Source organism: Streptomyces sp. NPDC012510 (genome assembly GCF_042955065.1).
Classification (GTDB): Bacteria; Actinomycetota; Actinomycetes; order Streptomycetales; family Streptomycetaceae; genus Streptomyces.
Map to the genome: position 1 here is coordinate 239,068 of NZ_JBIBEN010000005.1, position 22,342 is coordinate 261,409.

The 22,342-nt window shown below is 69.9% G+C and carries 18 protein-coding genes; 12 read left to right on the top strand and 6 right to left on the bottom strand.

Going from position 1 to position 22,342, the window contains the following annotated elements; all coding sequences use genetic code 11:
- Positions 1-62: 62 nt before the first annotated feature.
- The 4 genes from ACFY9I_RS11420 (at position 63) to ACFY9I_RS11435 (ending at position 2,731) form a co-directional block, all read left to right on the top strand.
- The gene (locus ACFY9I_RS11420; protein WP_390999792.1) at positions 63-359 is read left to right on the top strand and encodes a hypothetical protein; all 297 of its coding nucleotides are present in this window, start codon (positions 63-65) and stop codon (positions 357-359) included.
- A complete protein-coding gene (locus ACFY9I_RS11425; protein ID WP_390999795.1) occupies positions 356-628 on the top strand; it encodes a hypothetical protein in 273 nt (90 codons plus the stop codon). Before ACFY9I_RS11420 ends, ACFY9I_RS11425 begins: the two co-directional genes overlap by 4 nt.
- A 415-nt stretch (positions 629-1,043) precedes the next feature.
- Positions 1,044-2,204 carry a beta-propeller fold lactonase family protein gene (locus ACFY9I_RS11430; RefSeq protein WP_390999797.1) on the top strand — a complete coding sequence of 387 codons (1,161 nt, stop codon included), beginning with the start codon at positions 1,044-1,046 and terminating at the stop codon, positions 2,202-2,204.
- A gap of 293 nt (positions 2,205-2,497) precedes the next feature.
- Positions 2,498-2,731 (top strand): transposase, encoded by a 234-nt coding sequence (locus tag ACFY9I_RS11435; protein ID WP_390999799.1) that lies wholly within the window; start codon positions 2,498-2,500, stop codon positions 2,729-2,731.
- A 372-nt stretch (positions 2,732-3,103) separates the two neighbouring features.
- Here ACFY9I_RS11435 and ACFY9I_RS11440 read toward each other — a convergent pair whose 3' ends face one another.
- Positions 3,104-3,487 carry a hypothetical protein gene (locus ACFY9I_RS11440; RefSeq protein ID WP_390999801.1) on the bottom strand — a complete coding sequence of 128 codons (384 nt, stop codon included), beginning with the start codon at positions 3,485-3,487 and terminating at the stop codon, positions 3,104-3,106.
- A 125-nt stretch (positions 3,488-3,612) separates the two neighbouring features.
- On the opposite strand from ACFY9I_RS11440, the gene ACFY9I_RS11445 reads away from it, so the two are divergent.
- The 3 genes from ACFY9I_RS11445 (at position 3,613) to ACFY9I_RS11455 (ending at position 6,705) form a co-directional block, all read left to right on the top strand.
- Positions 3,613-4,722: an ATP-binding cassette domain-containing protein gene (locus tag ACFY9I_RS11445; protein WP_390999803.1), complete on the top strand. Its 1,110-nt coding sequence runs from the start codon at positions 3,613-3,615 to the stop codon at positions 4,720-4,722.
- A 118-nt stretch (positions 4,723-4,840) separates the two neighbouring features.
- Positions 4,841-5,731, top strand: coding sequence for an ABC-2 family transporter protein (locus ACFY9I_RS11450; protein ID WP_390999806.1), 891 nt, complete (start codon positions 4,841-4,843; stop codon positions 5,729-5,731).
- 143 nt (positions 5,732-5,874) lie between these two features.
- On the top strand, positions 5,875-6,705 hold the full coding sequence (locus tag ACFY9I_RS11455) for an ABC-2 family transporter protein (protein WP_391000383.1): 831 nt from the start codon (positions 5,875-5,877) through the stop codon (positions 6,703-6,705).
- A 321-nt stretch (positions 6,706-7,026) separates the two neighbouring features.
- Here the strand turns inward: ACFY9I_RS11455 and ACFY9I_RS11460 are convergent, their stop codons facing one another.
- A complete protein-coding gene (locus tag ACFY9I_RS11460; protein WP_390999809.1) occupies positions 7,027-8,844 on the bottom strand; it encodes an IclR family transcriptional regulator C-terminal domain-containing protein in 1,818 nt (605 codons plus the stop codon).
- Positions 8,845-8,943: 99 nt separating this feature from the next.
- On the bottom strand, positions 8,944-10,302 hold the full coding sequence (locus tag ACFY9I_RS11465; protein ID WP_390999811.1) for a M6 family metalloprotease domain-containing protein: 1,359 nt from the start codon (positions 10,300-10,302) through the stop codon (positions 8,944-8,946).
- Positions 10,303-10,650: 348 nt separating this feature from the next.
- On the opposite strand from ACFY9I_RS11465, the gene ACFY9I_RS11470 reads away from it, so the two are divergent.
- Positions 10,651-11,304 (top strand): TetR family transcriptional regulator, encoded by a 654-nt coding sequence (locus tag ACFY9I_RS11470; RefSeq protein WP_390999814.1) that lies wholly within the window; start codon positions 10,651-10,653, stop codon positions 11,302-11,304.
- A 363-nt stretch (positions 11,305-11,667) separates the two neighbouring features.
- Positions 11,668-13,224: a DHA2 family efflux MFS transporter permease subunit gene (locus tag ACFY9I_RS11475; RefSeq protein ID WP_390999816.1), complete on the top strand. Its 1,557-nt coding sequence runs from the start codon at positions 11,668-11,670 to the stop codon at positions 13,222-13,224.
- A 150-nt stretch (positions 13,225-13,374) separates the two neighbouring features.
- Here the strand turns inward: ACFY9I_RS11475 and ACFY9I_RS11480 are convergent, their stop codons facing one another.
- Positions 13,375-13,881, bottom strand: a complete 507-nt coding sequence (locus tag ACFY9I_RS11480; RefSeq protein ID WP_390999819.1) for a MarR family transcriptional regulator — start codon at positions 13,879-13,881, stop codon at positions 13,375-13,377.
- 216 nt (positions 13,882-14,097) lie between these two features.
- On the opposite strand from ACFY9I_RS11480, the gene ACFY9I_RS11485 reads away from it, so the two are divergent.
- Together ACFY9I_RS11485 and ACFY9I_RS11490 are read left to right on the top strand one after the other, a co-directional pair.
- Positions 14,098-14,883: a dioxygenase gene (locus ACFY9I_RS11485; protein ID WP_390999822.1), complete on the top strand. Its 786-nt coding sequence runs from the start codon at positions 14,098-14,100 to the stop codon at positions 14,881-14,883.
- A gap of 60 nt (positions 14,884-14,943) precedes the next feature.
- Positions 14,944-18,900 (top strand): hypothetical protein, encoded by a 3,957-nt coding sequence (locus ACFY9I_RS11490; protein ID WP_390999825.1) that lies wholly within the window; start codon positions 14,944-14,946, stop codon positions 18,898-18,900.
- Between the two features lie 3 nt (positions 18,901-18,903).
- Here the strand turns inward: ACFY9I_RS11490 and ACFY9I_RS11495 are convergent, their stop codons facing one another.
- Positions 18,904-19,422, bottom strand: a complete 519-nt coding sequence (locus tag ACFY9I_RS11495) for a GNAT family N-acetyltransferase (RefSeq protein WP_390999828.1) — start codon at positions 19,420-19,422, stop codon at positions 18,904-18,906.
- Positions 19,423-19,616: 194 nt separating this feature from the next.
- On the opposite strand from ACFY9I_RS11495, the gene ACFY9I_RS11500 reads away from it, so the two are divergent.
- Positions 19,617-20,615, top strand: coding sequence for a sigma-70 family RNA polymerase sigma factor (locus ACFY9I_RS11500; protein ID WP_390999831.1), 999 nt, complete (start codon positions 19,617-19,619; stop codon positions 20,613-20,615).
- Between the two features lie 640 nt (positions 20,616-21,255).
- Here the strand turns inward: ACFY9I_RS11500 and ACFY9I_RS11505 are convergent.
- A complete protein-coding gene (locus ACFY9I_RS11505) occupies positions 21,256-22,230 on the bottom strand; it encodes a WYL domain-containing protein (protein ID WP_390999834.1) in 975 nt (324 codons plus the stop codon).
- Positions 22,231-22,342 lie beyond the last annotated feature (112 nt).

The window sequence follows — 22,342 nt, forward strand, 5'->3', positions numbered from 1 at the left end:
GTCGTGGAGGAAGCTGCCCCGTGCCTCCGTCAGCGCCGCTCACCACAGGAGTTCTCTCACGCATGATCTGGCATTGGATCGGCCTCGTCTTCTTCTCCCTCACCTTGCTCCCGGCTGGCCTGGCCCTGGTCAGCGGCCGGATACCGCACCGACTGAGGCACCGGCTCGCGCCCATGCGCCCGCGCGGCCTGGCCCTGCTCGCCCTCTACGCCGCCGCGCCCCTCAACACGATCCCGCGCCTGGCCGAGGCAACACCCGTGATCACCCTGGTGTCTACGGCCACCGCGGCCATCGTGGCCGCAGTGGGCTGCACGTACGCAGCTCTTGCGCCACGCCGAGTCGGGAAGGCCACCCTGTGATCAGCCGACGGCGCGTATGGCGCCTCGCGGTTTCCCTCACCGTCTGGTGGGCGCTGATCGCCCTCGTCCTCTGGCTCGTGGGCAAGGCGCTCGATCAGCCCGCCACGCTCGCGCAGTGCATCGCCTCGGCCGCGTTCCTCGTCGCGATCGGGGAGACGGGCGACTGGCTGCGGCGACGCTGGAGGGCCGGCCGGCTCACCAAGCGGCGCAAGCCGACACCGGCACGACACCAACCACCCGAAGCGGAAACCCCGACCATGCATCCATGACCACGCCATCTGCCACAGGTTGCTTCCCGTGAACCAAGCCTCGACCGGCGCGACAGCACATCTCCCACACGCGGGGGCCGGACGAGTTCTCCTGTGACGACCGGCGCGTCCTCATCAATGCACACACCTGGTTCGAGGGGGAAGGCGTCGGTGACCTCGACGATGCCGGTGGACTGGCAAGGCGAAAAAGTTCGAGAGGCGTCCTTACGAGAGTCTGACGCGACCGCCGTTCCGCGTCGTCCCGCTGTTCCCTTTGGCCACGCTGTTGCTGTCCGCAGTCGCGGATGAAGGGCGCACAGACGGCGCAGCCCCCAGAGGGACGGGAACGAACATGCAGAGTAGTGGTCATCACCGCACAGGCCGGCTTGCCGGGACGCGCAGCGGTCACCGGGCGAAGTCCAGGACAAGGCGGATCATGATCGGTGGCGGGGCCCTCGCCGTCGCCGGGGCGGCCACCGTGGCCGTGTCCCTGGCCTCGGCCAGTCAGTACTCCGAGAGCCCTGCCGGGGCCGACCACGCGGTCTTCGTCCAGGGCAACGAGCTGGACGGCAACGCCATTCACGTGTTCGCGCGGGGTGACGACGGCAAGCTCAGTCCTGCGGGGACCTACGCGACCGGCGGCAAGGGCGGCGATCAGGTCGATGCCCCCACCGACTCGCTCGCCTCCCAGGGCTCCCTCGTCTACGACGACACGTCAGGCATGCTGCTGGCGGTCAACGCGGGCAGCAACACGGTGACATCGTTCCGCGTCGAAGGGCGCAAGCTGACAGACCGGAAAGTCGTCGGTTCCGGTGGGGAGTTCCCCGCCAGCATCGCGGTGTACGGCAACGTCGCGTACGTCATGAACGCCGGCGGCGAGGGGAGCATCCAGGGCTTCAAGATCACCGGCAGGGGGCTCAAGCCGCTGGCCGGGTCACATCGTTCCCTGGGCCTGGACAACGAGGAGATCCCTCTCTTCTCCAGCTCACCCGGCGAGGTCGAGTTCACTCCGGACGGCCGCAACCTGGTCGTCACCACCAAGTCCAACAACACTGTCGAAGTCTTCCCCATGAGCCGGGACGGCCTGCCGGCCGTGGCCGAACCGGTCATCAACAAATCGGCGGGAGGCGTCCCCTTCGCCATCAGCTTCGACAAGGCGGGCAAGCGGATGCTGGTCGCCGAGGCCGAGAAGTCCACGGTCACCACGTACAAGGTGAGGCGCGACGGAAAGCTGAAGGTCGTTCAGGAGCCGCTTGCCAACGGCCAGGAGACCCTGTGCTGGCTGGAGCGCGCCGGTAACTACTTCTACGGCGGCAACACCGGGAACTCCGTCGTCACCGGCTACCGCATGGACAAGGACGGCCGGCTCTCCCTGACCAACGAGGTGGGCATCGCGACCCCGCCCTCGGCCAACTCGCAGGGTGTGATTGATCTTGCCGTGACGGAGGACGAGAAGTTCGTCTACGTCCAGAACGCCGTCTCCGGTACTGTCGACGGCTTCCGCGTCGAGGCGAACGGCTCCCTCACCAAGGTCACGACGGCCGAGGGCCTGCCTGCCTTCGCCGAGTCCGGCATGGAGGGCATCGCGGCGGTTTGACGGGCAGGACCACCGCTGCGCCGCGTCCACGAGGTGTGGGTGTCGGCCTGGGCACCCGCACGCACGCGCGCGCAGGGGTACGCGCTCAAGGCCGATGACAGGCGGCCGACCTGGAGCTGTTCTGCGATGCCTATTGAACGCGTGTCCGCAGGGGGCATGGCTTCAGTAGGCGAGAGGCCCCGAAGTTCAGGACAGGCACCCAATAGGGTTGTCCTGAACAAGGAAACGAGGAAGAAGCGGCGCCACCCAGTAAGTACTCACCGGAGTTCCGCGAGGAAGCCGTTCAGATCGCCTTGAGGTCAAGCAAGACGATCTCCGAAGTCGCCCGGGAGCTTGAGCTGAACTCGGAGACGCTACGCGGCTGGGTGAAGAAGTACCAGAAGCAGCACGAGCCGGCACCCGATGCGGAACTGACGGTGAACGAGCGAGCCCGCCTGAAAGAGCTCGAACGACGCAACCGTGAACTGGAGATGGAAAACTCCTTCCTGAAAAAATGCGCGGCGTACTTCGCGAAGGATCCCCGGTAGCAAGCAAGTACGAGGTCATCGACGAGATGAGGCTCGACACCGAGAAGTACGCATACAGCGTCGAGTTCATGTGCGGCCGACTCGGCGTCTCCAGATCCGGCTACTACGACTGGCGATCCCGCCCGGAATCCGCGACAGCCCAGCGGCGCGAAGAACTGAACTGCTCATACGGGGCACTTCCAGAAGACCGACCGGCATGATCCGAGAAAGCGCCCCGACCTGCAGCGATCAGCTGAGCGTTTCCGAATCGATGGGTGTGCGTTCCGGAGCGATCTCCTGGCCACCCGCTGACCTGCGGCGACGGAGTTTTCTACAAGCCCCACGAAGGCGTGGAGTCAAGGTGGCCGGTCAGTGTAGCGGGTGGGTGGGGGGTCAGCGGGTCGGGGTTGGGGCGTTCGGGTAAGGGGTGGTGAACATACGTAGGAAGTCCATCTGGGCGAGGGGGATGGAGAAGAGGGTGCCGACGCGCTGGGCGGCGGCCTCGGAGGTGGGGTCGGCGCGGCGTACGACCGAGATCGTGTGGGGGAAGACGACGTACATGATGTGGGCGTCCTGGAGTTGGGCGTAGTAGCCCTCGGGGCGGAGTGCCGCGGCCAGTTGGAGGCAGGCGTCGTGCGCGGCCGGTCTGGGTATGTCGAGTTCGGTGATCTCTACGGGGCCGTCGTTGAGCGGCAGCATGTAGCGCTTGAGTTCTCTGCCAGGGATCTTCCGCAGGAGGGCGGGGTCCTTGAGGCTCTCGGTGACGATGACGGCCAACAAATCCGTTTCTCTCCTCTGGTGCGCGGGCCTAGCATGCCGCCGTTGTGCCGGACGGTGTTCGGCATTTCGAACGGACGCGAACGATCTGAGTGTGCTCCGAACGATTCTGGCTGAGGGATGTGATGCCGTTGTCCGCGGTGATCGAGGCGCGCGGGTTGTCCAAGGTGTTCCAGACGACCGTACGGCGGCCCGGTCTCGCCGGGGCGCTCAGGTCGCTCGTCAGTCCGCGGCGTGTCGACAAGGTCGCGGTGCAGGACGTCGAATTCAGCGTGGGGGAAGGGGAGTTGCTCGCGCTGCTTGGTCCCAACGGGGCCGGGAAGTCCACCACGATCAAGATGCTCACCGGCATTCTGACGCCCACCTCCGGCGAGGCCCTCGTCGCCGGAGTCGTCCCGCACCGGGACCGGGAGCGCAACGCCCACAACATCGGGGCCGTGTTCGGGCAGCGGACGCAGTTGTGGTGGGATCTGCCCGCGCGGGAATCCTTCGAGATCCTGCGGGACATCTACGGCGTGCCTGAGGCGCAATTCAGGGATCGTGTCGAGGAGTTCGACGGGCTGCTCGAACTCTCCGAGTTCTGGGACACCCGGGTCCGGCACCTGTCGCTCGGACAGCGGGTCCGCTGTGATCTCGCCGCCTCGCTGCTGCACGACCCGCCCGTCGTCTTCCTCGACGAACCCACCATCGGCATGGACGTGGTCGTGAAGGAGCAGGTACGGCGGTTCCTGCGGCACCAGGTCGAGGAGCGCGCCCGTACCGTCCTGCTCACCACGCACGACATGACCGAGGTGGAACGGCTCGCCGAGCGCGTGGTGCTGATCAATCACGGCCGGATCGTGCTCGACGGGCCGCTCCAGGAGATCCGTCGGCGCTTCGGCGGCACCTGGCAGGTCCGGGCCACCCTCGCCGACCCCGCCGACATCGAGGAGATCGAGGAGATCGAGCGTGGTGAGCAGCCCGGGGTCGGGTTACCCGGCTTCGCCGGGATCGGTGTGCTCCGGCGCGAAGGGCCGCGTGTGGTGTTCGGGCCGGTCGGGGACGACGCGCCCGGCGTGCACGAGGCGCTGAAGGTCATCATCGGACGGTTCCGGGTCGCGGACCTCGCCTTGGAGGAGAACGACCTGGAGGACGTCATGCGCGCCGCCTACCTCAGCGACATGAGCGACGTGAGCGACGTGAGCGACGTGAGCCAGACGTCTGACGGACGTGAGCGACGTGAGCAAAGTGTCTGACGTGAGCCAGGTGGGCGAGGTGGGCCAAGTGGTGGGCCAGGTGGGCGACGGCAGCGACGTACCGGCTCAGGATTCGGCGGCCACGACCGTCACCTCCTCCACCCAGGGCGGTTGAGACATGCCCGCCACGACCGGGACACCCGCCCGAACGCCGGGAACCGTCGAGAACGAGCCCCCCACCCCCACCGCACCGCCTACGCTCGCCGCCGCTCTCTCCCGCGCCCGCCGCATCGCCTCGATCACCCCTCGGGGCGAACTGCTCGCCCCGCCCCGGATGACCGCCACCGCCATACGGCTCTTCGTCCAGGTCTGCCTGGTCGTCTACCTCTGGCGGGGGCTGTACGCGAACACCGACTCCAGCGCCGGGCTGAACGAGACCCAGGCCGTCGGCTACGCCGTACTCGCCGTGCTCGCGAACCGCATCCGCGGCCTCGACCGGCGCGCCGGCCGCGACACGGTGATCCAGCATCTGCACTTCGGCACGATCGTCTACTGGTACCTGCGGCCGATGAAGCCCCAGCGCTACTACGCGCTGCGTGCCCTCGGCGACCAGCTCTACGGCTTCGGCTGGGTGCTCGCCGGATACGTGCTGTGCCTTGCCGTAGGGGTCGTCGCCCCGCCCTCCTCCGTCGCGGTGGCCGGGGTCTTCGCGGTGAGCATGCTGCTCGGCCAACTGGTCCTGTACTACGTGATGATGCTGGTCGACCTGCTGTGCTTCTGGACCTTGCGCAACGAGGCGGCCCTGATGATCCTCGTCTTCGCGCAGAACCTGCTCTCGGGGGTGTACGCGCCGCTCTGGTACTTCCCGGACTGGTTCATCACCCTCAGCACGTTCCTGCCGTTCCAGGCGACCCTCGGCGTACCGCTCTCCATCTACGTCGGACGGATCGGCGTCGGCGACGCCTTCGGGCAGATGGCGGTCCAGGCGGTGTGGATCGTGCTGCTCGCGCTGCTCACCCGCAGGCTCTGGGACCGGGCCGGCCGACGCGTCGTGGCACAGGGAGGATGAGCATGACGAACCCACCGAACACCGGACCCTCCACGGAGACCGCGTCCCAGCCCTCGTCCACGCCCACGCCCTCGTCCGCGCCCGTGCCGCCGTCCATGCCCTCGTCCGCGCCCGCGCCCCCGCCCGTGTCCTCATCCGCGCCCATGCCGCCGTCCGGCCCGCCGCACGGGGCCCGGCACGCCTGGCGGGTCGCCTGGCGGATCACCAAGCTCAACTTCAAGGCCCGGCTGGAGTACCGGGGCGAGTTCCTGATGGGTGTCGCCATCGGGGCGGTCTGGCAGGTCTCGATCGTCGTCTTCGCCTCAGTGCTGCTCACCCGCTTCCCCGGTCTCGGCGGCTGGTCCAGCTCCGACGTGCTGCTGATCGCCAGCATGCGCATGCTGGCCCACGGGCTGTACGTGCTGTTCCTCGGCCGGGTCCAGTACATGAACCTCCTCGTCCAGGAGGGGGTCGTCGATCCCTGCCTGATTCGCCCGCTTCCGGTCTACCGGCAGATCCAGCTCGCCTTCTTCCCGGTCAACGCCATCGGTGACCTGGTCGTGGCCGTCGGTCTGTTCGTCGCCGCACTCCAGCGCAGTTCCCTCGACTGGACGGCGGGCCGGATCGCGTACGTGGTGGCGGGCGTGCTCGGCGGGATGCTGGTCGAGGCCGCGCTCTTCACGGCCCTGGCCGCCGCCGCGTTCCACTTCCCGGCCACCTCGTACTGGAGCCAGTGGCTGGAGGAACTGATGGGCACCTTCGGCAGCTATCCGCTCAGCATCCTGCCGAAGGCCGCGTCCGCCGCGTTCACCTTCGTCGTACCACTCGCCTTCATCGCCTACTTCCCGGCCGGCGTACTTACCGGGCACGGCGACGCGATGGGCGTACCGGAGGCACTCGCGGTGGCCTCACCGTTCATCGGCCTCGTGGCGTTCGTACTGTCGCGACTGCTGTGGAACTGGAGCCTGAGCCGGTACACCGGGGTCAACGGGTGAGCCGTGTCTCCCACCCGTCCGGCACCCGGTCGCGTCCGTATCGGAATTGCTCCACCCGGGCCGCCTGGGGGTCCACCCCACGGGTTCGGCGTAGTTCTCGCACAGCAGCGGGTACTCGTGGGCGGGCTGCTCGGCGGTCGGGCACAGCCGCTCGGCCGCAGCCACTCGGCCACGGTCCGCTCGTCCTGGATGCTGCGGGCGATGACGTTGAGCCAGGCGGCCTCGCCGGTGGCCATGCCGATGACGTCCGCGACGATGGCGAGCTGTCCGAGGGATCTCTCCGAGGGGCCTCTCCGAGAGCCGTGGGGAGAGACCTCCGGATCACACCTCGGCGACCCTCCGGAACCTCCCCGCCACCCTCAGCTCCTCCTCGATCCGGCCCACCGCGGCCCGCAGCTCCGGCAGCACCTCCGTCACGCACTCCTCCACGGACCGTCGGCTGCTGTGCATCGCCACGTTCACCGCGGCGACCACCCGCCCGCCCCGATCCCGTACCGGAACGGCGATCGAACGAAGCCCCTCCTCCAACTCGCCGTCGACGAGGGCGTGACCGTCGGCACGGACGCGTTCCAGGACGGCCAGCAGTTCACGGCGGTCGGTGACCGTGTGCGGGGTCAGTCGGTCGAGGTGTTCGGGGAGGGAGACCTCTGGGAGCAGGTCGGCGAGCATGACGCGGCCCAGGGAGGTCGCGTACGCCGGCAGCCGGGTGCCGAGGGTGATGTTGACGCTCATGATGCGGCTGGTGGCGACCCGGGCGGTGTACTGCACCTCGTCCCCGCCGCCGGTGAGGACCGCGAGCGACGCGGAGTCATGGACGCGGGCGGAGAGTTCGGCCAGGTGGGGGGCGGCGATCCGGGAGAGCGGCAGCATCGACAGTGGTGGAAAGCCCAGGCCCAGCACCCGGGGCGTGAGACGGAACACCCGGTCGTACGACTCGACGTACCCGAGGTGTTCGAGCGTGATCAGCGCGCGCCGGGCCGTCGCCCGCGCGAGCCCGGTGGCCTGGGCGACGTCGGTGAGGGTCAGCTCGGCCCGCCCCTCCCCGAAGGAGGTGATGACCGTGAGCCCCCGGGCGAGCGACTCGACGAACTCCCGGCCCAGCTCCTGCTTGGACGCCCCCGTCCAGTCGGCGAGCCCGGAACGCACCGGGAGTCCGCCCGCAGCGCCGCCGCCCATCAAGGCGGGCGCGCCCATCAAGGAGGCCGCGCCCGCACGCGTCTCCACCGGCACCCCCGGCACCCCCCGCACCCCCCGCACCTCCGGCACTCCCCGCACCCCCTGCCGCCTCTGCTGTCCTTGCGCCGCCCCCCGTTCCCTCCCTCCCCCCAGGGCCCGCAACTCCCGCTCCATCTCCGTCACGGCCGCCCTCAGCCGAGGCAGCAGCGCCGACCGCAGCGACTCCGCCGTGTGCCGACTGGTGTGGCTGACGACGCTCGCCACACACGCGACCCGCCTGGTACGGGGGTCCCGCACCGGTACGGACACGGCCACCAGCCCCGGTTCGATCAACTGGTCGTCCAGCGCCCACCCTTGGGCGCCCGCGCGCGCCGTACGGGCCTCGAAGTCGTCGTACGCCCCACCGCGCGGCGGCACCGCCGGAAAGCCGTGCCCTTCGGGATCGGTCTCGCGCCGCGCCCGCCACCGTGCCCAGTCGGCGTTGTCCCACTCGGCGGCGAACAGCGGGCCTGGCGCGGTGCGTTCGGCGGGGAGGAGGTCGCCGATACGGAAGCTGAGGGACATCGCGCGGCGGCGGGTGGCCTGGTGGATGAAGCGGATGCCGTCCCTGTCGCCGACCGCCAGCGACACCGACTCGTCCAGCTCGTCGGCGAGGGCGTCCGCGTGGGCGTCGAGGAGACGGGGGAGGCGGATGGCGGCGAGGTAGGCGTTGCCCAGCTCCATCAGGCGGGGGGCGAGGACCGCGTCCCGGCCGTCCAGCCGTACATAGCCCATGCGGGCCAGGGTCGCCGTGATCCGGTCCACCGTGGAACGCGCCAGCCCGGTGGCCCTCTCCAGTCCGCTCAGACTGAGCGTCCCGTCCGCCTCGGTGAGCCGGCGCAGCACGGTGATCCCCCGCATGAGGGGTGCGACGGCTTCAGCGGGCGCGGGGGCGGAGGCCGCGCTCGTGACGTTCGGGAACATGGGTTCACGTTAATGCCGACGGGCTGCGCCGCTCAGCCGGGCGCCCAGTAGCTCGTGTCTTCCGTCTCCACCCCCACGGTCACCCTTGATCAACCCCACTCACCGCCGCCGCACCACCACCCGGTGGCTCCCCCCGGCCCCCGCCCCCGCCACCGCGATCTCCACCTTCGCGCGCACATCCTCGAAGGACTCGCCGGGTACCAGCGGCGCGTCCGAGAGTTCCGCGTGGACGTTGGGGCTGCGCGTGCAGCCCCCGCTGTCGCGGCGGGAGTCGTACACCTTGATCGGCCCGTTCCCGGTGTCGACCGCGGCGTCGACCTTGTAGACGAGTATCCCGGGCCGGCACACGGCCGCGTCGTTGCCGGCCCGGGTGCGCAGTTCGACCGCGTACGCGGTACGGGAGGACAGGGGGACGACGACCAGCTTCACGCCGCCGGGCGTGGCGAGCGGGGTCAGTGTGTACGCGGCCGTGCCTACGGTAGCCGCGCACCCCACCTGGGTCTTGTCGAGCCAGCCGAGCTTCCACTTGTGCCAGCCGAGAAGATCGTTGTCGACGCCCCAGTCCTCGCTCATGATGTCCCAGTGCCCGACCGCGCCGCCGCCCTCATGCGTGTAGAGGTCGGGCAGTCCGAACACATGGCCGTTCTCGTGGGGGAGGACCCGGTAGCCGGTCTCGTCGTACGAGCCCGAACCGTCGTCCTGACGGCTGTACACGAAGGACGCGTTGGCGACCGGGACCCCGTCCGCGACCGGCGCCTCACGGTTCCCGGCGAACGTCACCGACAGGACGGTGTCGAGGGCGGAGGGGCCCGCGTTGGGGGTGACGAGGACGTTGACCAGGTCGTACGTCCGGAAGTCGACGAGCGGATCGGCGGCCCGCACCATGTCCTGGACCAGCTTGCGGTAGCCGGGCTCGAAGGGCGCGCCGCGCTCTATGCCGTACGAGTGGAAGGGCCTCGGCATCCGCAGCCACTCCGTGAGCGGCGCCTCGGGGCGGTAGTCGACACGGCCGTACGAACTGGTCCTGAACCACTTCCGGGTCTGGGGGGCGAACTCCGCGAAGCGGTCCATCGCGCTGCCCTCGCCGGGTGCGTCGGCGAAGTCGATCATCAGGTTGAGGGCGCGGACCACGCCGGTGGAGCGGGTGTAGCCGGGTGGGGTCGGGATGCCCTCGGACATCTGGGTGCCGAGCGGGCCGCGGATCATGCAGGGGCCGAGGGGGGTACCTCGGGTCACGGCGGTGGCCCCTGCGACGGTCGTCCGCTCCTCCGCCATCAGATGCCCGGTGCCGGCGGACGTGCTGACCGCGAGCGTGAGGGCGGTGACCGAGGCAAGCGCAACGACGCGGCGCGGGCGTGCCCGGCGCGTGCGCCCGGCGTGCGGCGCCCGGGACGGACGTACCCGGCGCGGAGGCGTCCGGCGCGTGGGTATCCCGTCTCGGCGGAACGGCTGCTCCATGCCCGCGCCCTTCGCTCCACGGCAGCCGTCCGGTGATGAGACTGCACCCTCTCGATCACCCTGTGTCGAGGGGTGCGTGGGCGCGCGCTGGAAGGTCCGAACGTGGGGTTTACGTTCGAATGCCGCTCGATTGTGAGGAGAACCAGCCGATGCGACCCGGCTGCCGTGACCCAGTGAGTGTGACCCAGCTCACGCAAGAAGACTTCGGGTGCGGGAAATAACCGGGGATCGTTTCCCCGTTTGGTCATGTGTCCGAGCGAAACGGGGACTCCATCCCCGGATAGTCACCGGGCGCCCCCCACACGCATCACGGAACACACGCCACCGAATCCGGACGAGGAGTACGCCGTGGAGACCGCCACCACCGTGCGCCGCAAGGTGAACCGCCCGCGGGCCGACGCCCTGCGCAACCGGGAGCGGATCGTCACCGCAGCCCGGGAGATGTTCGTCGAGTACGGCCCCGAGGTGCCGCTCGACGAGGTCGCCCGCCGGGCCGGCGTCGGCAACGCCACGCTGTACCGCAACTTCCCGGACCGCGACGCGCTGGTCCGTGAGGTCGTCTGCTCGGTGATGGACCGTACGGCCCTCGCGGCCGAGACCGCGCTGGCCGAGACCGGTGACGCGTTCGAGGCGCTCTCGCGGTTCGTGCACACCTCCGCCGACGAGCGGGTCAGCGCGCTCTGTCCGATGATCCAGAGCGCGTTCGACAAGCACCACCCGGACCTGGAGGCGGCGCGCGAACGGCTGGAGGAGCAGGTCGCCGGGGTCATGAAGCGGGCCCGGGACGCCGGTCAGCTCCGCGCCGACGTTGGCGTGGGCGACCTGATGATCGCCGTCAGCCAGCTCAGCAGGCCCCCGGCCGGCACCCAGTGCGCGGGCGCCGACCGCTTCCTCCACCGCCACCTGCAACTGTTCGTGGACGGCCTGCGCGCCCCGGCCGCCTCCGTACTGCCCGGCACCCCGGTGACCGTGGAGGACCTACGGAGGCCGAACCCGTCATGACCTGACCCGGTCCGAGCGACCGACCGAAACCACTGAGCGGCACCACTGAGCGGCACGACTGACCGGCACGACTGAGCGGCACGACTGACCGGCACGACTGAGCGACACCACTGACCGGCACGACTGACCGACCGCCGCCGGCACACCCGGTTCGCGGTTGCCACCGCCGTCCATCACCGCCGTCCATGGTCACGCTGTCACCGCCGTCCATGGTCACGGTGTCACCGCCGTCCCTGTCTCACGGCGCCGACGACACAACCGTTCCGGTGCCGGCCCGGCGGGCCGCCGGCCCTCGACGCCCTTTTCCAGCACCCGATACCGATACCGATCTTTCCGTCACGAAGTCCCGAGGTGGGTACCTCCATGTCCGAAACAGTCCGCAGCGCCCCCGAGGCGCTGGACGACGCGCACCGCGACACGCACGCGAGCCGCTGGAAAGCGCTCGTCTTCATCGCTCTGGCCCAGCTCATGGTCGTGCTCGACGCGACGATCGTGAACATCGCCCTCCCGTCCGCCCAGCAGGACCTCGGGATATCGGACGGTAACCGCCAGTGGGTCATCACCGCCTACGCGCTGGCCTTCGGCGGTCTGCTCCTCTTCGGTGGCCGTATCTCCGACCTCTGGGGCCGCAAGCGCACGTTCGTCACCGGCCTGATCGGCTTCGCCGGCGCCTCCGCGCTGGGCGGCGCGGCCACCGGTGAGGCGATGATGCTGGGTGCCCGCGCGCTCCAGGGCGTCTTCGGCGCGCTGCTCGCGCCCGCCGCGCTCTCCCTCCTCGCCGTGATGTTCACCGACGCCAAGGAGCGCGCCAAGGCGTTCGGCATCTACGGCGCGATCGCCGGTGGCGGCGGCGCCGTGGGCCTGATCCTCGGCGGCTTCCTGACCGAGTACCTGGACTGGCGCTGGACGTTCTTCGTCAACATCCCGTTCGCGGTGATCGCCGCGGCCGGCGCGTACTTCGTCATCCGCGAGCCGGCGGGCAGCCGTAACCGCTCCCCGCTCGACATCCCCGGCGTGGTCCTGTCCACCCTGGGTCTGGTCTCCCTGGTCTACGCCTTCACGCGGGCCGAGTCCGACGGCTGGGGCGACTCGATGACGATCACCCTGTTCGTCGCCTCGGCGGCGCTCCTCGCGGCCTTCGTGTTCGTCGAGTCCAAGGTCAAGGCCCCGCTGCTGCCGCTGCGCGTGATCACCGAGCGCAACCGTGGTGGTGTGTACCTCTCGCTGGGCCTCGCGATCATTGCGATGTTCGGCCTGTTCCTCTTCCTGACCTACTACCTGCAGATCGTGAAGGGGTACTCCCCGGTCAAGACCGGCTTCGCCTTCCTGCCCATGATCACGGGCATGATCATCGGCTCGACCCAGATCGGCACCCGCCTCATGACCCGGGTCGCGCCGCGTCTGCTGATGGCCCCGGGCTTCCTGGTGGCCGGCCTCGGCATGCTCCTGCTGACCCAGATGGAGGTCGGCTCCTCCTACGCCGGTCTGCTCCTGCCCGCTCAGCTGCTGCTCGGCCTGGGCATGGGTACGGCGTTCATGCCGGCGATGTCCCTCGCGACCTACGGCGTCGAACCGCGTGACGCGGGGGTGGCCTCCGCGATGGTCAACACCTCCCAGCAGGTCGGCGGGGCCATCGGCACGGCCCTGCTGAACACGATCGCCGCCTCCGCGACCACCTCCTACATCGCGGACCACATCGGCTCGGCCACGTCGAAGCAGGCCGCCCAGATGGTGGAACTCCAGGGCATGGTCAACGGCTACAGCAACGCGATCTGGGTCGCCGTGGCCATTCTGGTCGCCTCCGCCGCCATCGCCTTCACCTTCGTCACCACGGGCAAGCCGGACATGACGGCCACGACCGGCGCGGGCGACGGCGAGGACGCGCAGAACGAGGTGAGGGTCCCGGTGATCGCTCACTGAGGTCCTGGGTGAAGGAGGGCGCGAAGTCCTTCTTCACCCAGGGGCACGGGAGCCGCTCGACCAGCCCCCACTCACCAGCCCCCACGCACCCGCACCTCTCCACGACCGGAGCGGCTCCATACCGGAGCGGCTCCATACCAGAGCGGCTCCCTACCGGAGCCAAGGCAGGTCGGCACCCGCCTCACTCGGCTGAAGTCCCTCCGCGATGATCTCCATGATCTCGCCGAGGGACTTCTGCTGTTCCGGCGACAACCGGTCGAACAGCGCCTGCCGTACGGCGGTCACATGCCCCGGCGCACTCTTCGAGAGCATCTCGAACCCGCCGTCGGTGAGCACCGCGAACTGTCCCCGCTTGTCGGCCGGGCAGTCCTCGCGCCGGACCCACCCGTTCTTCTCCAACCGGGCGACGGCGTGTGACAACCGCGACCGTGTGATCTTCGTCCGCATCGCCAGTTCGGTCATCCGCAGCCGTCGCTGCGGCTCGTCGGACAGCACGACGAGCAAGTGGTAGTAGAGGTGCGGCATGCCCGCGTCGCGCTGCAGCTGACGGTCGAGATGGTCCTCGAGAAGGGTCTTGGCGTGCACATATGCGAGCCAGGTGCGCTGCTCTTCGTCGGTGAGCCAGCGGGGTTCTTCCTCAGCGGATGCGGTCTTCATACCTCCACTGTACGAGGCCCCTCCTTGAAAATTGAACTATAGAGATGTAGAGTGAAACGAGAAATATTGAGACTTCAACTACTGGGGAGTCGGGAGGAGTCTCAAGCGCCGGAAGGCGCCACGCAAACCAGGAGACAGAAGCGACCACCGTGCCCGCCGAGGCGTCCGTGACGAGTGTGCCGTGTGCGTCGCGTGTGTGTTGAGGGAGTCACCCCTATGTCCGCCACCACCGCCGAGCGCATGCCCGCCCTCTACCTTAGCCACGGGGCCCCACCGCTCGCCGACGACCCGATCTGGCCCGGCGAACTCGCCGCCTGGTCCGCGACCCTGCCGCGCCCCAAGGCGATCCTGATGATCTCCGCCCACTGGGAGGAGGCTCCCCTCGCCCTCGGCGCGGTGGACACCGTCCCGCTGGTCTACGACTTCTGGGGCTTCCCGGAGCACTACTACACGGTCCAGTACGGCGCCCCCGGCGCCCCCGAGCTGGCGGCCTCGGTCCGCAAGCTCCTCCAGGCCCCCGGCACCCCGGTGCAGGACATCCCGGACCGAGGTCTCGACCACGGCGCGTACGTCCCGCTGGTGGAGATGTTCCCTGACGCCGACATCCCCGTCCTCCAGATCTCCATGCCGACGCTGGACCCGCTGAAGCTCATGGACATCGGCCGCAAGCTCGCCCCGTTGCGGGACGAGGGCGTGCTGATCATCGGCTCGGGCTTCTTCACCCACAACCTCGCCGCCCTCCGCCAGGGCGGCATCCCCACCTGGTCCGCCGAGTTCGACGACTGGGGCCACCGGGCGCTGGAGTCCCGCGACTGGGACGCCCTCCTGGACTTCCTCCACAAGTCCCCGGCCGGCCAGTTGGCCCACCCTCGCACCGAACACTTCGCCCCCCTCTTCGTCACCATGGGCGCGGCGGACGCCTCCGGCGAACTGGACGCCCAGAAGTCGGTGATCGACGGCTTCTGGATGGGGCTGGCGAAGCGGTCGGTGCAGTTCGGGTAGGGGCGGTGGGACCGCCGATTCCCTTCAGGACGTAGGAGATTTGCTTCTACGCTGGGCCACGTGACGAAGCGGGGCGGGACGGAGCGGGGCGGGACGGCCAACAGGATCAGCGGCGGCACGGTCAACGGGCCGGCGATCCAGGCGGAGAACATCGGATCGGTGGAGGCGCACGTCCACCACCACTGGACGTCGCCCCCCGCCCCGGCGGAGCCCGCCGCCGAACCCGGCGCGTGGGTGCGGGAAGTCGCGGACTCCCCGCTGTGGCGGGCGCTACCGGAAGGCAGCGACGCGTCGGGAACGGCGCTCTCGGCGGCGTGCGACATCGCCGCCACCCTCGCGGTCCTGCACGACGAGGCGGAGCGGGCGCTGGTCGGCGTCGCGGAGCGCGCGTCGGCCGACCCCTGGTGGGACCGCTCCTTCGGCTCCCGTTTCCACGGGCAGATCTGCCAACTGGTCTGCGCGGAGAGCGGCCCCGACTGGGAGCTGAGACCCGCCGAGGCTCTGCTCCTCACCCTCGCCCCGTACCTCTCCCAGACCCTGTGGGTGCGCACGGCGGCCGCCCGTGTCCACGTGGGCCCCACCGACCTCCGGCTGACCCGGGCCAGGGGAGACCGTGCCGACTTCGAGAAGTTCTTCGACCGCGGCCATGAACGCCTCGTACGCCGCGCCACACTGAACCTTCCCGAACGCCCCGGGGCGGAGTCGGACATCGGCTGGTGGCTGTTCCACCAGTGGATCGACCACGGGCTGCGGGGCACGGAGGACCACTGGACGGCGTACGACGCCCTGGTGGCCCGACTGCCCCTGGCGGACCAGACCTCCACGGCACTGTTCCACCGTCGCCGCGCGGGCCAACTGCTGTACGGGCTCCGGTTGCCGCTCGGGGAGACGAACGGCCCGGAACGCCTCGCCCGGGTCGAGTCCGTCGCCTCCGTGCCCGGTGGCACCGCACTGCCGCAGCGGGTACGGCTGCGACGCCTCAGCATGCTCCTCTCCCTCGCCCGGGCCAGGGCCCTGGACCTGCCCGCGCTCCCCGACGACCTCGTCGAGAACCTCGGCGTTCCGCACCGGGTCGACCTCGCCGACCTGCGCCGGACGGTCGCCGACGCCGCCTGGCACAGCGACAACGGCCCCATGGTGCTCCAGGCCGCCGACTGTCACCACGAGGCGGTGGCCGAGGCGCTGCGACGCCATGTCTCGCAGGTCGACAACCTCCTGTACGACATCCATCGGGCGGCCCGAGGCGACGAACTCCTCGCGCCACTGCGGGAGTTGCCGCTGCGCGCGTCCGCCGAGGGGGTACGGGCGGCGCTGGGCGACGACGACCGCCCCAAGTTCGAGGGCTACAGCAAGTTCCACGTCGATCCTCGGCGCGTCCAGGAACTGCTGATGGGCGACCAGCTCTACCGCAGCCCAGGCCTCGCGATCCGTGAGCTCTACCAGAACGCGCTGGACGCCTGCCGCTACCGCAAGGCCCGCACCGAGTACCTGGCCACCAGGCCCGGCGGCTCCCCCGACGACTGGAGGGGCCGCATCCGCTTCGAGCAGGGCGTGGGCCCGGACGGCCGCCCGTACCTCCTCTGCGAGGACAACGGCATAGGCATGGGCGAAACCGAACTCACCCATGTCTTCGCCCGCGCCGGCACCCGCTTCACCGACCTGACGGACGTCCGCAACGAGCGCGCCGTCTGGGAGGCGGCGGGCATCCAGATGCACCCCGTCAGCCGCTTCGGCATCGGCGTCCTCAGCTACTTCATGATCGCCGACGAGATCGAGGTCGTCACGCGTCGGCTGGGCGAGGACGGGGCCACCTCGGAACCGTGCTTCAAGGTGGCCATCCACGGCCCCAACCACCTCTTCCGCGTGGAACGAAGCACGGAACGCAGACACCCGGGCACGACCGTACGGCTCTACCTCCGCGAGGGCGCGCCCTCCTGTGTCACCGAGCTGACCCGGCTGCTGGGCGTCGCCGAGTTCGAGACGGCCGTGGAGCACGGGGCCCGGTCGGCGACATGGACGGCGGGGGAGTACCGGCTGCGACAGGGGTCCGGGACGGCCGGTACGGTCGCCGTCCACGCGGGCGGCCGCCTGGTGCCCGGTCCTGGGGGTGAGGGCGGAGGGGTGCCGGACGTCGTCTGGTGCGAGCGCGGGGGCGGGCTGCTGGTCGACGGGATCGTGATCGAACCCACCCGCTGGACGGGTGTCCTGGCGGCCCGGGAGCTGGAAGAACCCCTCGGCTGGGACGCCCCGCACACCTCACTGGTCGGCGCCCTCGTGAACCTGACCGGGCACCGCGTGCCCAAACTCTCCGTGGACCGCCTGCACATCCTCAGCGATGTGGCGGACGACGTGGAGGAACTGCTCCGGACGGCGGTGGACGAGTTGATCGCCTCGCCGTCAGGTCTGCTCGGCTACGACTGGATCTGCCATGTCGCGCAGACCCACAGCAAGGTCGCCGACATCGTCGCCGAGGCGGCGATGGCAGCCGACGTGGAGTTGCGGCTGCCGGACGGCCGGACCTTCCGACCGGCAGAGGTGGGGTGCCTGCCCCAGGAGGAGGCGCTCCTCCACTGGTCCACGGACGTCGGCGATCCGTTGCGCTGGATGGGCACCATGATCTCGCCCCGGAGCAACACTGATCACATCCTGCTCTGGAGGAGGCTCGCCCACCGTTCGGTCGCACAGTTGGCCGCTCTCGTCCCAGAACTGGACGAGGTGGGTCCGCTCCTGCGCGCCCGCCCGTCGGACGCCGTACTGCTGTCACTGTCCAGCGAGGAACTGGCCCAGCCCGCGGCGATCCTGGAGACCGCGGCGTCGATCGGGGGGAGCCCGCGGGCCACGGTCGTGCGACTTGGAGAGCTGGGCCTCGGCGCACTGGAGGCGGAGCGCTATCCGGACGGCGATCCGGACCCGGTGGACGTCACTCTTCTCGGCAGGGTGTCGCACGACCCGTCCGAGCCGGGCGGACGCAGGGACGACCGGCTTTCCACCGCTCGTCCGGTGCCCATGGAGTGTTTCCTGGACGCGTACGTGGAACAGGGCCTCGCCTTCTCGGAGACGGCGGAGCGCCTGGCCGGTTACGGATTCGATGTCTCGCCGGCCGGGTCCTTCCCCTCTCGCCCGGAGAAGGTGGACCTCCGGCTGCTGAGTACGGACTGCCGGGGGGAGGGGGGATGGCTGCCCGGCGATCGTGAGGTCGCACCCGGGCATGTGCTGTGGAGCGCGCAGGTGACCGGGCTGTCCGTACGGGACGTGTCTCAGCGGCTCGGGGCGTACGGGCTGAGCGTCACCGAGCTGCCCGACCGGCCGGGGGCCGAGGACGTGCGGTTGCTCAGCAGAGGCCTGGACGGCCGGCCGGGTTGGTGGGCGGCGGGTGAGGTGGTGAGCTACAGCCAGGTCGTGCGTGCCGCGGGTACGTGCCGCCTGGCCGTCACCGACGTGATCTCCGTCCTCGAGTCCTATGGGCTGCGCACGGGAGGGCCATCCTCCGTTGACCCGGACCCACCGGTTCGGAACGAGGGCCAGGGCGTGGCGGAGAGGCTGCGCGACCTGGGAGTGGTCTGCCCGCCCGGCCTTCCCGAGGAGCCGACCGGACTCGACGACCTTCTTCTCCAGGCGAGGCTGCCGGTCTGGGCTGGTCGCCGCCGGAGCACCAAGGATGTCGACCTGTTCCTTCTGCTGAATACGGCACACGCCGTGGCGAGGCCCGCGGTCGAGGTCGCGGTCCGGCTCGGCGCGTACGGCCTGAACGTGCCACCACCGCGCGTGTGTCGCTTGCTGGACCTGCACGGACTCGGCGCTTCCCTCCAGATGCTCTGGGTGGACCTCGGCGTCTACGGCCGTCAGATCGTGCCCGGTTTCCCCGTCCCCCTCGGTCATCTCTGCGCGGTCTCCGCCGCCCTCGACATCGGCATCGAGGAGGTCGCTGCCCGCCTCCGCGACCTGGGGATCGATGTTCCCGAGGTCACCGAGAGCATCCGCGCCGCGATGGCGAGGCTCCCGAGACCCAGGTCGTAGCCCTCAGAGGTCCTTCTCGTACCAGGCCACGTCCCAGTACCGCCCGAACTTCCGCCCCACCTCGCGATACGTGCCTACGTACCGGAACCCGAACCGCTCGTGCAGCCGGGTCGAGGCCTCGTTCGGCTGGGCGATGCCGGCGTAGGCACGGTGGAGGTCCTGGTCGGCGAGGGCTTCGAAGAGGGCCTTGTAGAGGAGGGTCCCGACGCCCCGGCCGCCCGCGTCGGGGGCGATGTACACCGACACCTCGACGGAGGTGCCGTACGCCGGCTTCGCGCGAAAGGCGCTGCTCGTGGCGTATCCGAGAATCCGCTGTGAGTCGGAGGAGACGGCAACCATCAGACGGTGCGGGCCGTCTTCAGGGTGGGAGAGGAGCCAAGGGCGGCGCTCTTCGGAAGTGAAGACAGCGGTGTCGAATGTGATGGGCGTCTCACGGACGTAGTGGTTGTAGATGTCGGTGAGGGAGGCGAGGTCGGCCTCGACTCCTGGTCTGACCTGCACCTCTGCGGACCCCACCGACATCACTCCTCCCCCTGTGGCGGCACAGGGTACTGCAAGATCAGAAAAATAGTGGGACGGGTTGGGAATTCTGTCCTGATTCCAGTCGTTGTTTCCTTCGGAAGCAGGGCACTCGGGAGAGTGTCCGAGCGGCCGCAGACAAGACCCACGTAGGACCAGACACGACCCTGCCAGCCCACCATCGCAAGGGAGCACGCATGGCAACCCGTGCCGTCGCCGCTCGTCGTTCGTCCGCCTCCGGCCGGACCGACGCGGCTCGCAGCGTTCGCGCCTCTGGCGGCGAGATCGCCGACCGCGACCTGGTCGGCATGTACCTCGACGAGATCGCGCGTACACCGCTGCTCGACGCCGCCAAGGAAGTCGAGCTGTCCCAGGTCATCGAGGCGGGAGTGTTCGCCCAGCAGATCCTCGACGGTGAGGAGGAGGCCAGGGCGGACGCCACCCGCGAAGAACTCGAAGCCCTCGTCGCCGACAGCGAGCGGGCCAAGGACATCTTCATCCGGTCGAACCTGCGGCTCGTCGTGGCCGTGGCCCGGCGCTACCCGCGCAGCGGCCTGCCGCTCCTCGACCTCATCCAGGAGGGCAACGCCGGCCTGGTGCGCGCGGTGGAGAAGTTCGACTACCGCAAGGGCTTCAAGTTCTCCACGTACGCCACCTGGTGGATCCGTCAGGCCATCACCCGGTCCATAGCCGACCAGTCGCGCACCATCCGGCTGCCCGTCCACCTCGTCGAGGAGCTGGGCCGCATCCGCCGCGTCCAGCGCGAGTTCAACCGGGAGCACGGGCGCGACCCCGAGCCCCAGGAGATCGCCGCCGAGCTGGGCTCCAACGCCGAACGCGTCAGTGACGTCCTCGACTGGGCCCGCGACCCGGTCTCGCTCAACATGTCGGTCGACGACGACGGTGACACCCAGTTCGGTGACCTGCTGGAGGACACCTCTGCCGTCTCGCCCGAGCAGTCCGTGCTCACGCTGCTGCGCAGCGAGGAGCTGGACAGCCTCATCGGGCGCCTCGACCAGCGCACCGCGTCCATCATCAAGATGCGGTACGGCATCGAGGACGGCCGCGAGCGCACCCTCACCGAGGTCGGCAAGGAACACGGTCTCACCCGTGAGCGGATCCGCCAGATCGAGAAGCACGCCCTGCTCGAACTGAAGAAGCTCGCCCGCGACACAGGCTTCGACGCCGCCGCCTGACCGCGTGACCCGCCGGACCAGTCCGGTACAGACCATGGCCACCCGTGCGGCCCGCCCCCTGGGCCGCCGCGGGGGCCGGTCGGGCGTACCGGCGCCCGTCAGCCACACCTTGGCCGTACTACGCCGCTTCAACCCCTCGTTCCCGGGGCACAAGACTTCCGGGCCCACGACTTTCACCGAGCCCGGAGCCCTCAGGCCCGGGACCCGGAGTCCGAGGGAGTCGAGGGCACTGCACGCAACGACGCGAAACCCCGACTGACTTCACCGACCTCCACCGGACTTCACCGAAGCCATCGCAGCCGGACTTCACGGAAGTCATCCGAAGCCGAGTCCCGACGCTCTCCCCCCAGCGCCGGGACTCTCCCCGAGCCGGGCTCCGGCGCCTCCCCCCCGGGCGCCGGAGCCCGGCTCCATGCCGGTGAGCGGGGCTGCGGTCTGCGGTCCAGCGGCCGGGCCGGACCGGGCCGTCGCAGACGGAGTCGGGGCGGGGAAGCGCGGGCAGTGTGTGAGGGCAGAAGAAGGGGCCACCCCGGACCTGAACCCCGGGGTGACCCGAACAGCAGATTGTGGCACAGAGGCGAGAACAGCCGCAGGGGCCGAGGTGCCGTCGCCGCACGTCATGGGCCGGGCGGCCCTAGTCTCAGCCGTCGGCGCCGCCCGCCGCGCGGGCCAGCCGCGCACTCAACTCCCGTACATAGCCGACCAGTTCCGGCGGCTCGTGCACGGTGAAGTCGCAGTCGACGACGGCGAGCCGCACCGCCAGCCACTCCACGGGGTCGCTGACGGAGGCCCGCAGCCGGCAGCTGTGCTCGTCGACGGGCTCCGGCGTGCCGAACCAGCGCGGAAGCCGGCTCGCGATGAACTCCGCGGGCGCCGCGAAGGTGACGTCGCACTCGTACGTCTCCTGCCGCCGGTACATCGACTGCTTCAGATACTCCTCCGCGCTCCCCGTCGGCAGCTCGCGCGGTGCGAACCTGGCGCCGGTGGCGAAGGGTTCCTCGACCCGGTCCACCCGGAAGGTGCGCCAGTCGGCGCGGTCCAGGTCGTAAGCGACGAGATACCAGCGGCGGCCGGTGGACACCAGCCGGTACGGCTCGCAGTGGCGCCGCGAGTCCGCACCGTCGCCGGCCCGGTAGGCGAAGCGAAGCCGTTCCTGTCCCGCCACCGCCGAGGCCATCACGGTCAGCGTCTCGGGTGCGACGGTCGCCCCGTCGCCCATGGTCAGGGGAGTCGTGGCGGCCTGCAGCGTGGAGACCCGGTGGCGCAGCCGCGACGGCAACACCTGTTCGAGCTTGGCGAGCGCTCGTACGGAGGCCTCGTCGACCCCCTCCACCGCGTGCCCGGCCCCGGCCCGCAGCCCCACCGCGATCGCCACGGCCTCCTCGTCGTCCAGCACCAGTGGTGGCATGGCCTTCCCGGCCACCAGCCGGTACCCGCCGTCGGACCCCTTCGACGCCTGCACCGGATAGCCCAACTCCCGCAACCGGTCGATGTCCCGCCGCACCGTACGCCGCGAAACCCCCAGCCGGCCGGCCAGTTCGCCGCCGGGCCACTCACGGGGGGTCTGGAGGAGGGAGAGCAACTGAAGCAGCCGGCCCGGGGTGTCGGTGGTCATGAGCGCCTCTCTCCGGTCGGCGGTTTCCCTGTGGTCGTCGTCATGGAACGAGGATGCCGTAGCTGTAGGACATGATCTGACCTAGTGAACTCCTAACTTCAGGACATGACCT

Excerpts from the sequence above, each read along its gene's own strand:
- ACFY9I_RS11420 (WP_390999792.1), top strand. The coding sequence starts at position 63 with ATGATCTGGCATTGGATCGGCCTCGTCTTCTTCTCCCTCACCTTGCTC.
- ACFY9I_RS11430 (WP_390999797.1), top strand. The coding sequence starts at position 1,044 with ATGATCGGTGGCGGGGCCCTCGCCGTCGCCGGGGCGGCCACCGTGGCC.
- ACFY9I_RS11445 (WP_390999803.1), top strand. The coding sequence starts at position 3,613 with ATGCCGTTGTCCGCGGTGATCGAGGCGCGCGGGTTGTCCAAGGTGTTC.
- ACFY9I_RS11450 (WP_390999806.1), top strand. The coding sequence starts at position 4,841 with ATGCCCGCCACGACCGGGACACCCGCCCGAACGCCGGGAACCGTCGAG.
- ACFY9I_RS11455 (WP_391000383.1), top strand. The coding sequence starts at position 5,875 with ATGCCGCCGTCCGGCCCGCCGCACGGGGCCCGGCACGCCTGGCGGGTC.
- ACFY9I_RS11460 (WP_390999809.1), bottom strand. The coding sequence starts at position 8,844 with ATGTTCCCGAACGTCACGAGCGCGGCCTCCGCCCCCGCGCCCGCTGAA.
- ACFY9I_RS11465 (WP_390999811.1), bottom strand. The coding sequence starts at position 10,302 with ATGGAGCAGCCGTTCCGCCGAGACGGGATACCCACGCGCCGGACGCCT.
- ACFY9I_RS11475 (WP_390999816.1), top strand. The coding sequence starts at position 11,668 with ATGTCCGAAACAGTCCGCAGCGCCCCCGAGGCGCTGGACGACGCGCAC.
- ACFY9I_RS11480 (WP_390999819.1), bottom strand. The coding sequence starts at position 13,881 with ATGAAGACCGCATCCGCTGAGGAAGAACCCCGCTGGCTCACCGACGAA.
- ACFY9I_RS11485 (WP_390999822.1), top strand. The coding sequence starts at position 14,098 with ATGTCCGCCACCACCGCCGAGCGCATGCCCGCCCTCTACCTTAGCCAC.
- ACFY9I_RS11495 (WP_390999828.1), bottom strand. The coding sequence starts at position 19,422 with ATGTCGGTGGGGTCCGCAGAGGTGCAGGTCAGACCAGGAGTCGAGGCC.
- ACFY9I_RS11500 (WP_390999831.1), top strand. The coding sequence starts at position 19,617 with ATGGCAACCCGTGCCGTCGCCGCTCGTCGTTCGTCCGCCTCCGGCCGG.
- ACFY9I_RS11505 (WP_390999834.1), bottom strand. The coding sequence starts at position 22,230 with ATGACCACCGACACCCCGGGCCGGCTGCTTCAGTTGCTCTCCCTCCTC.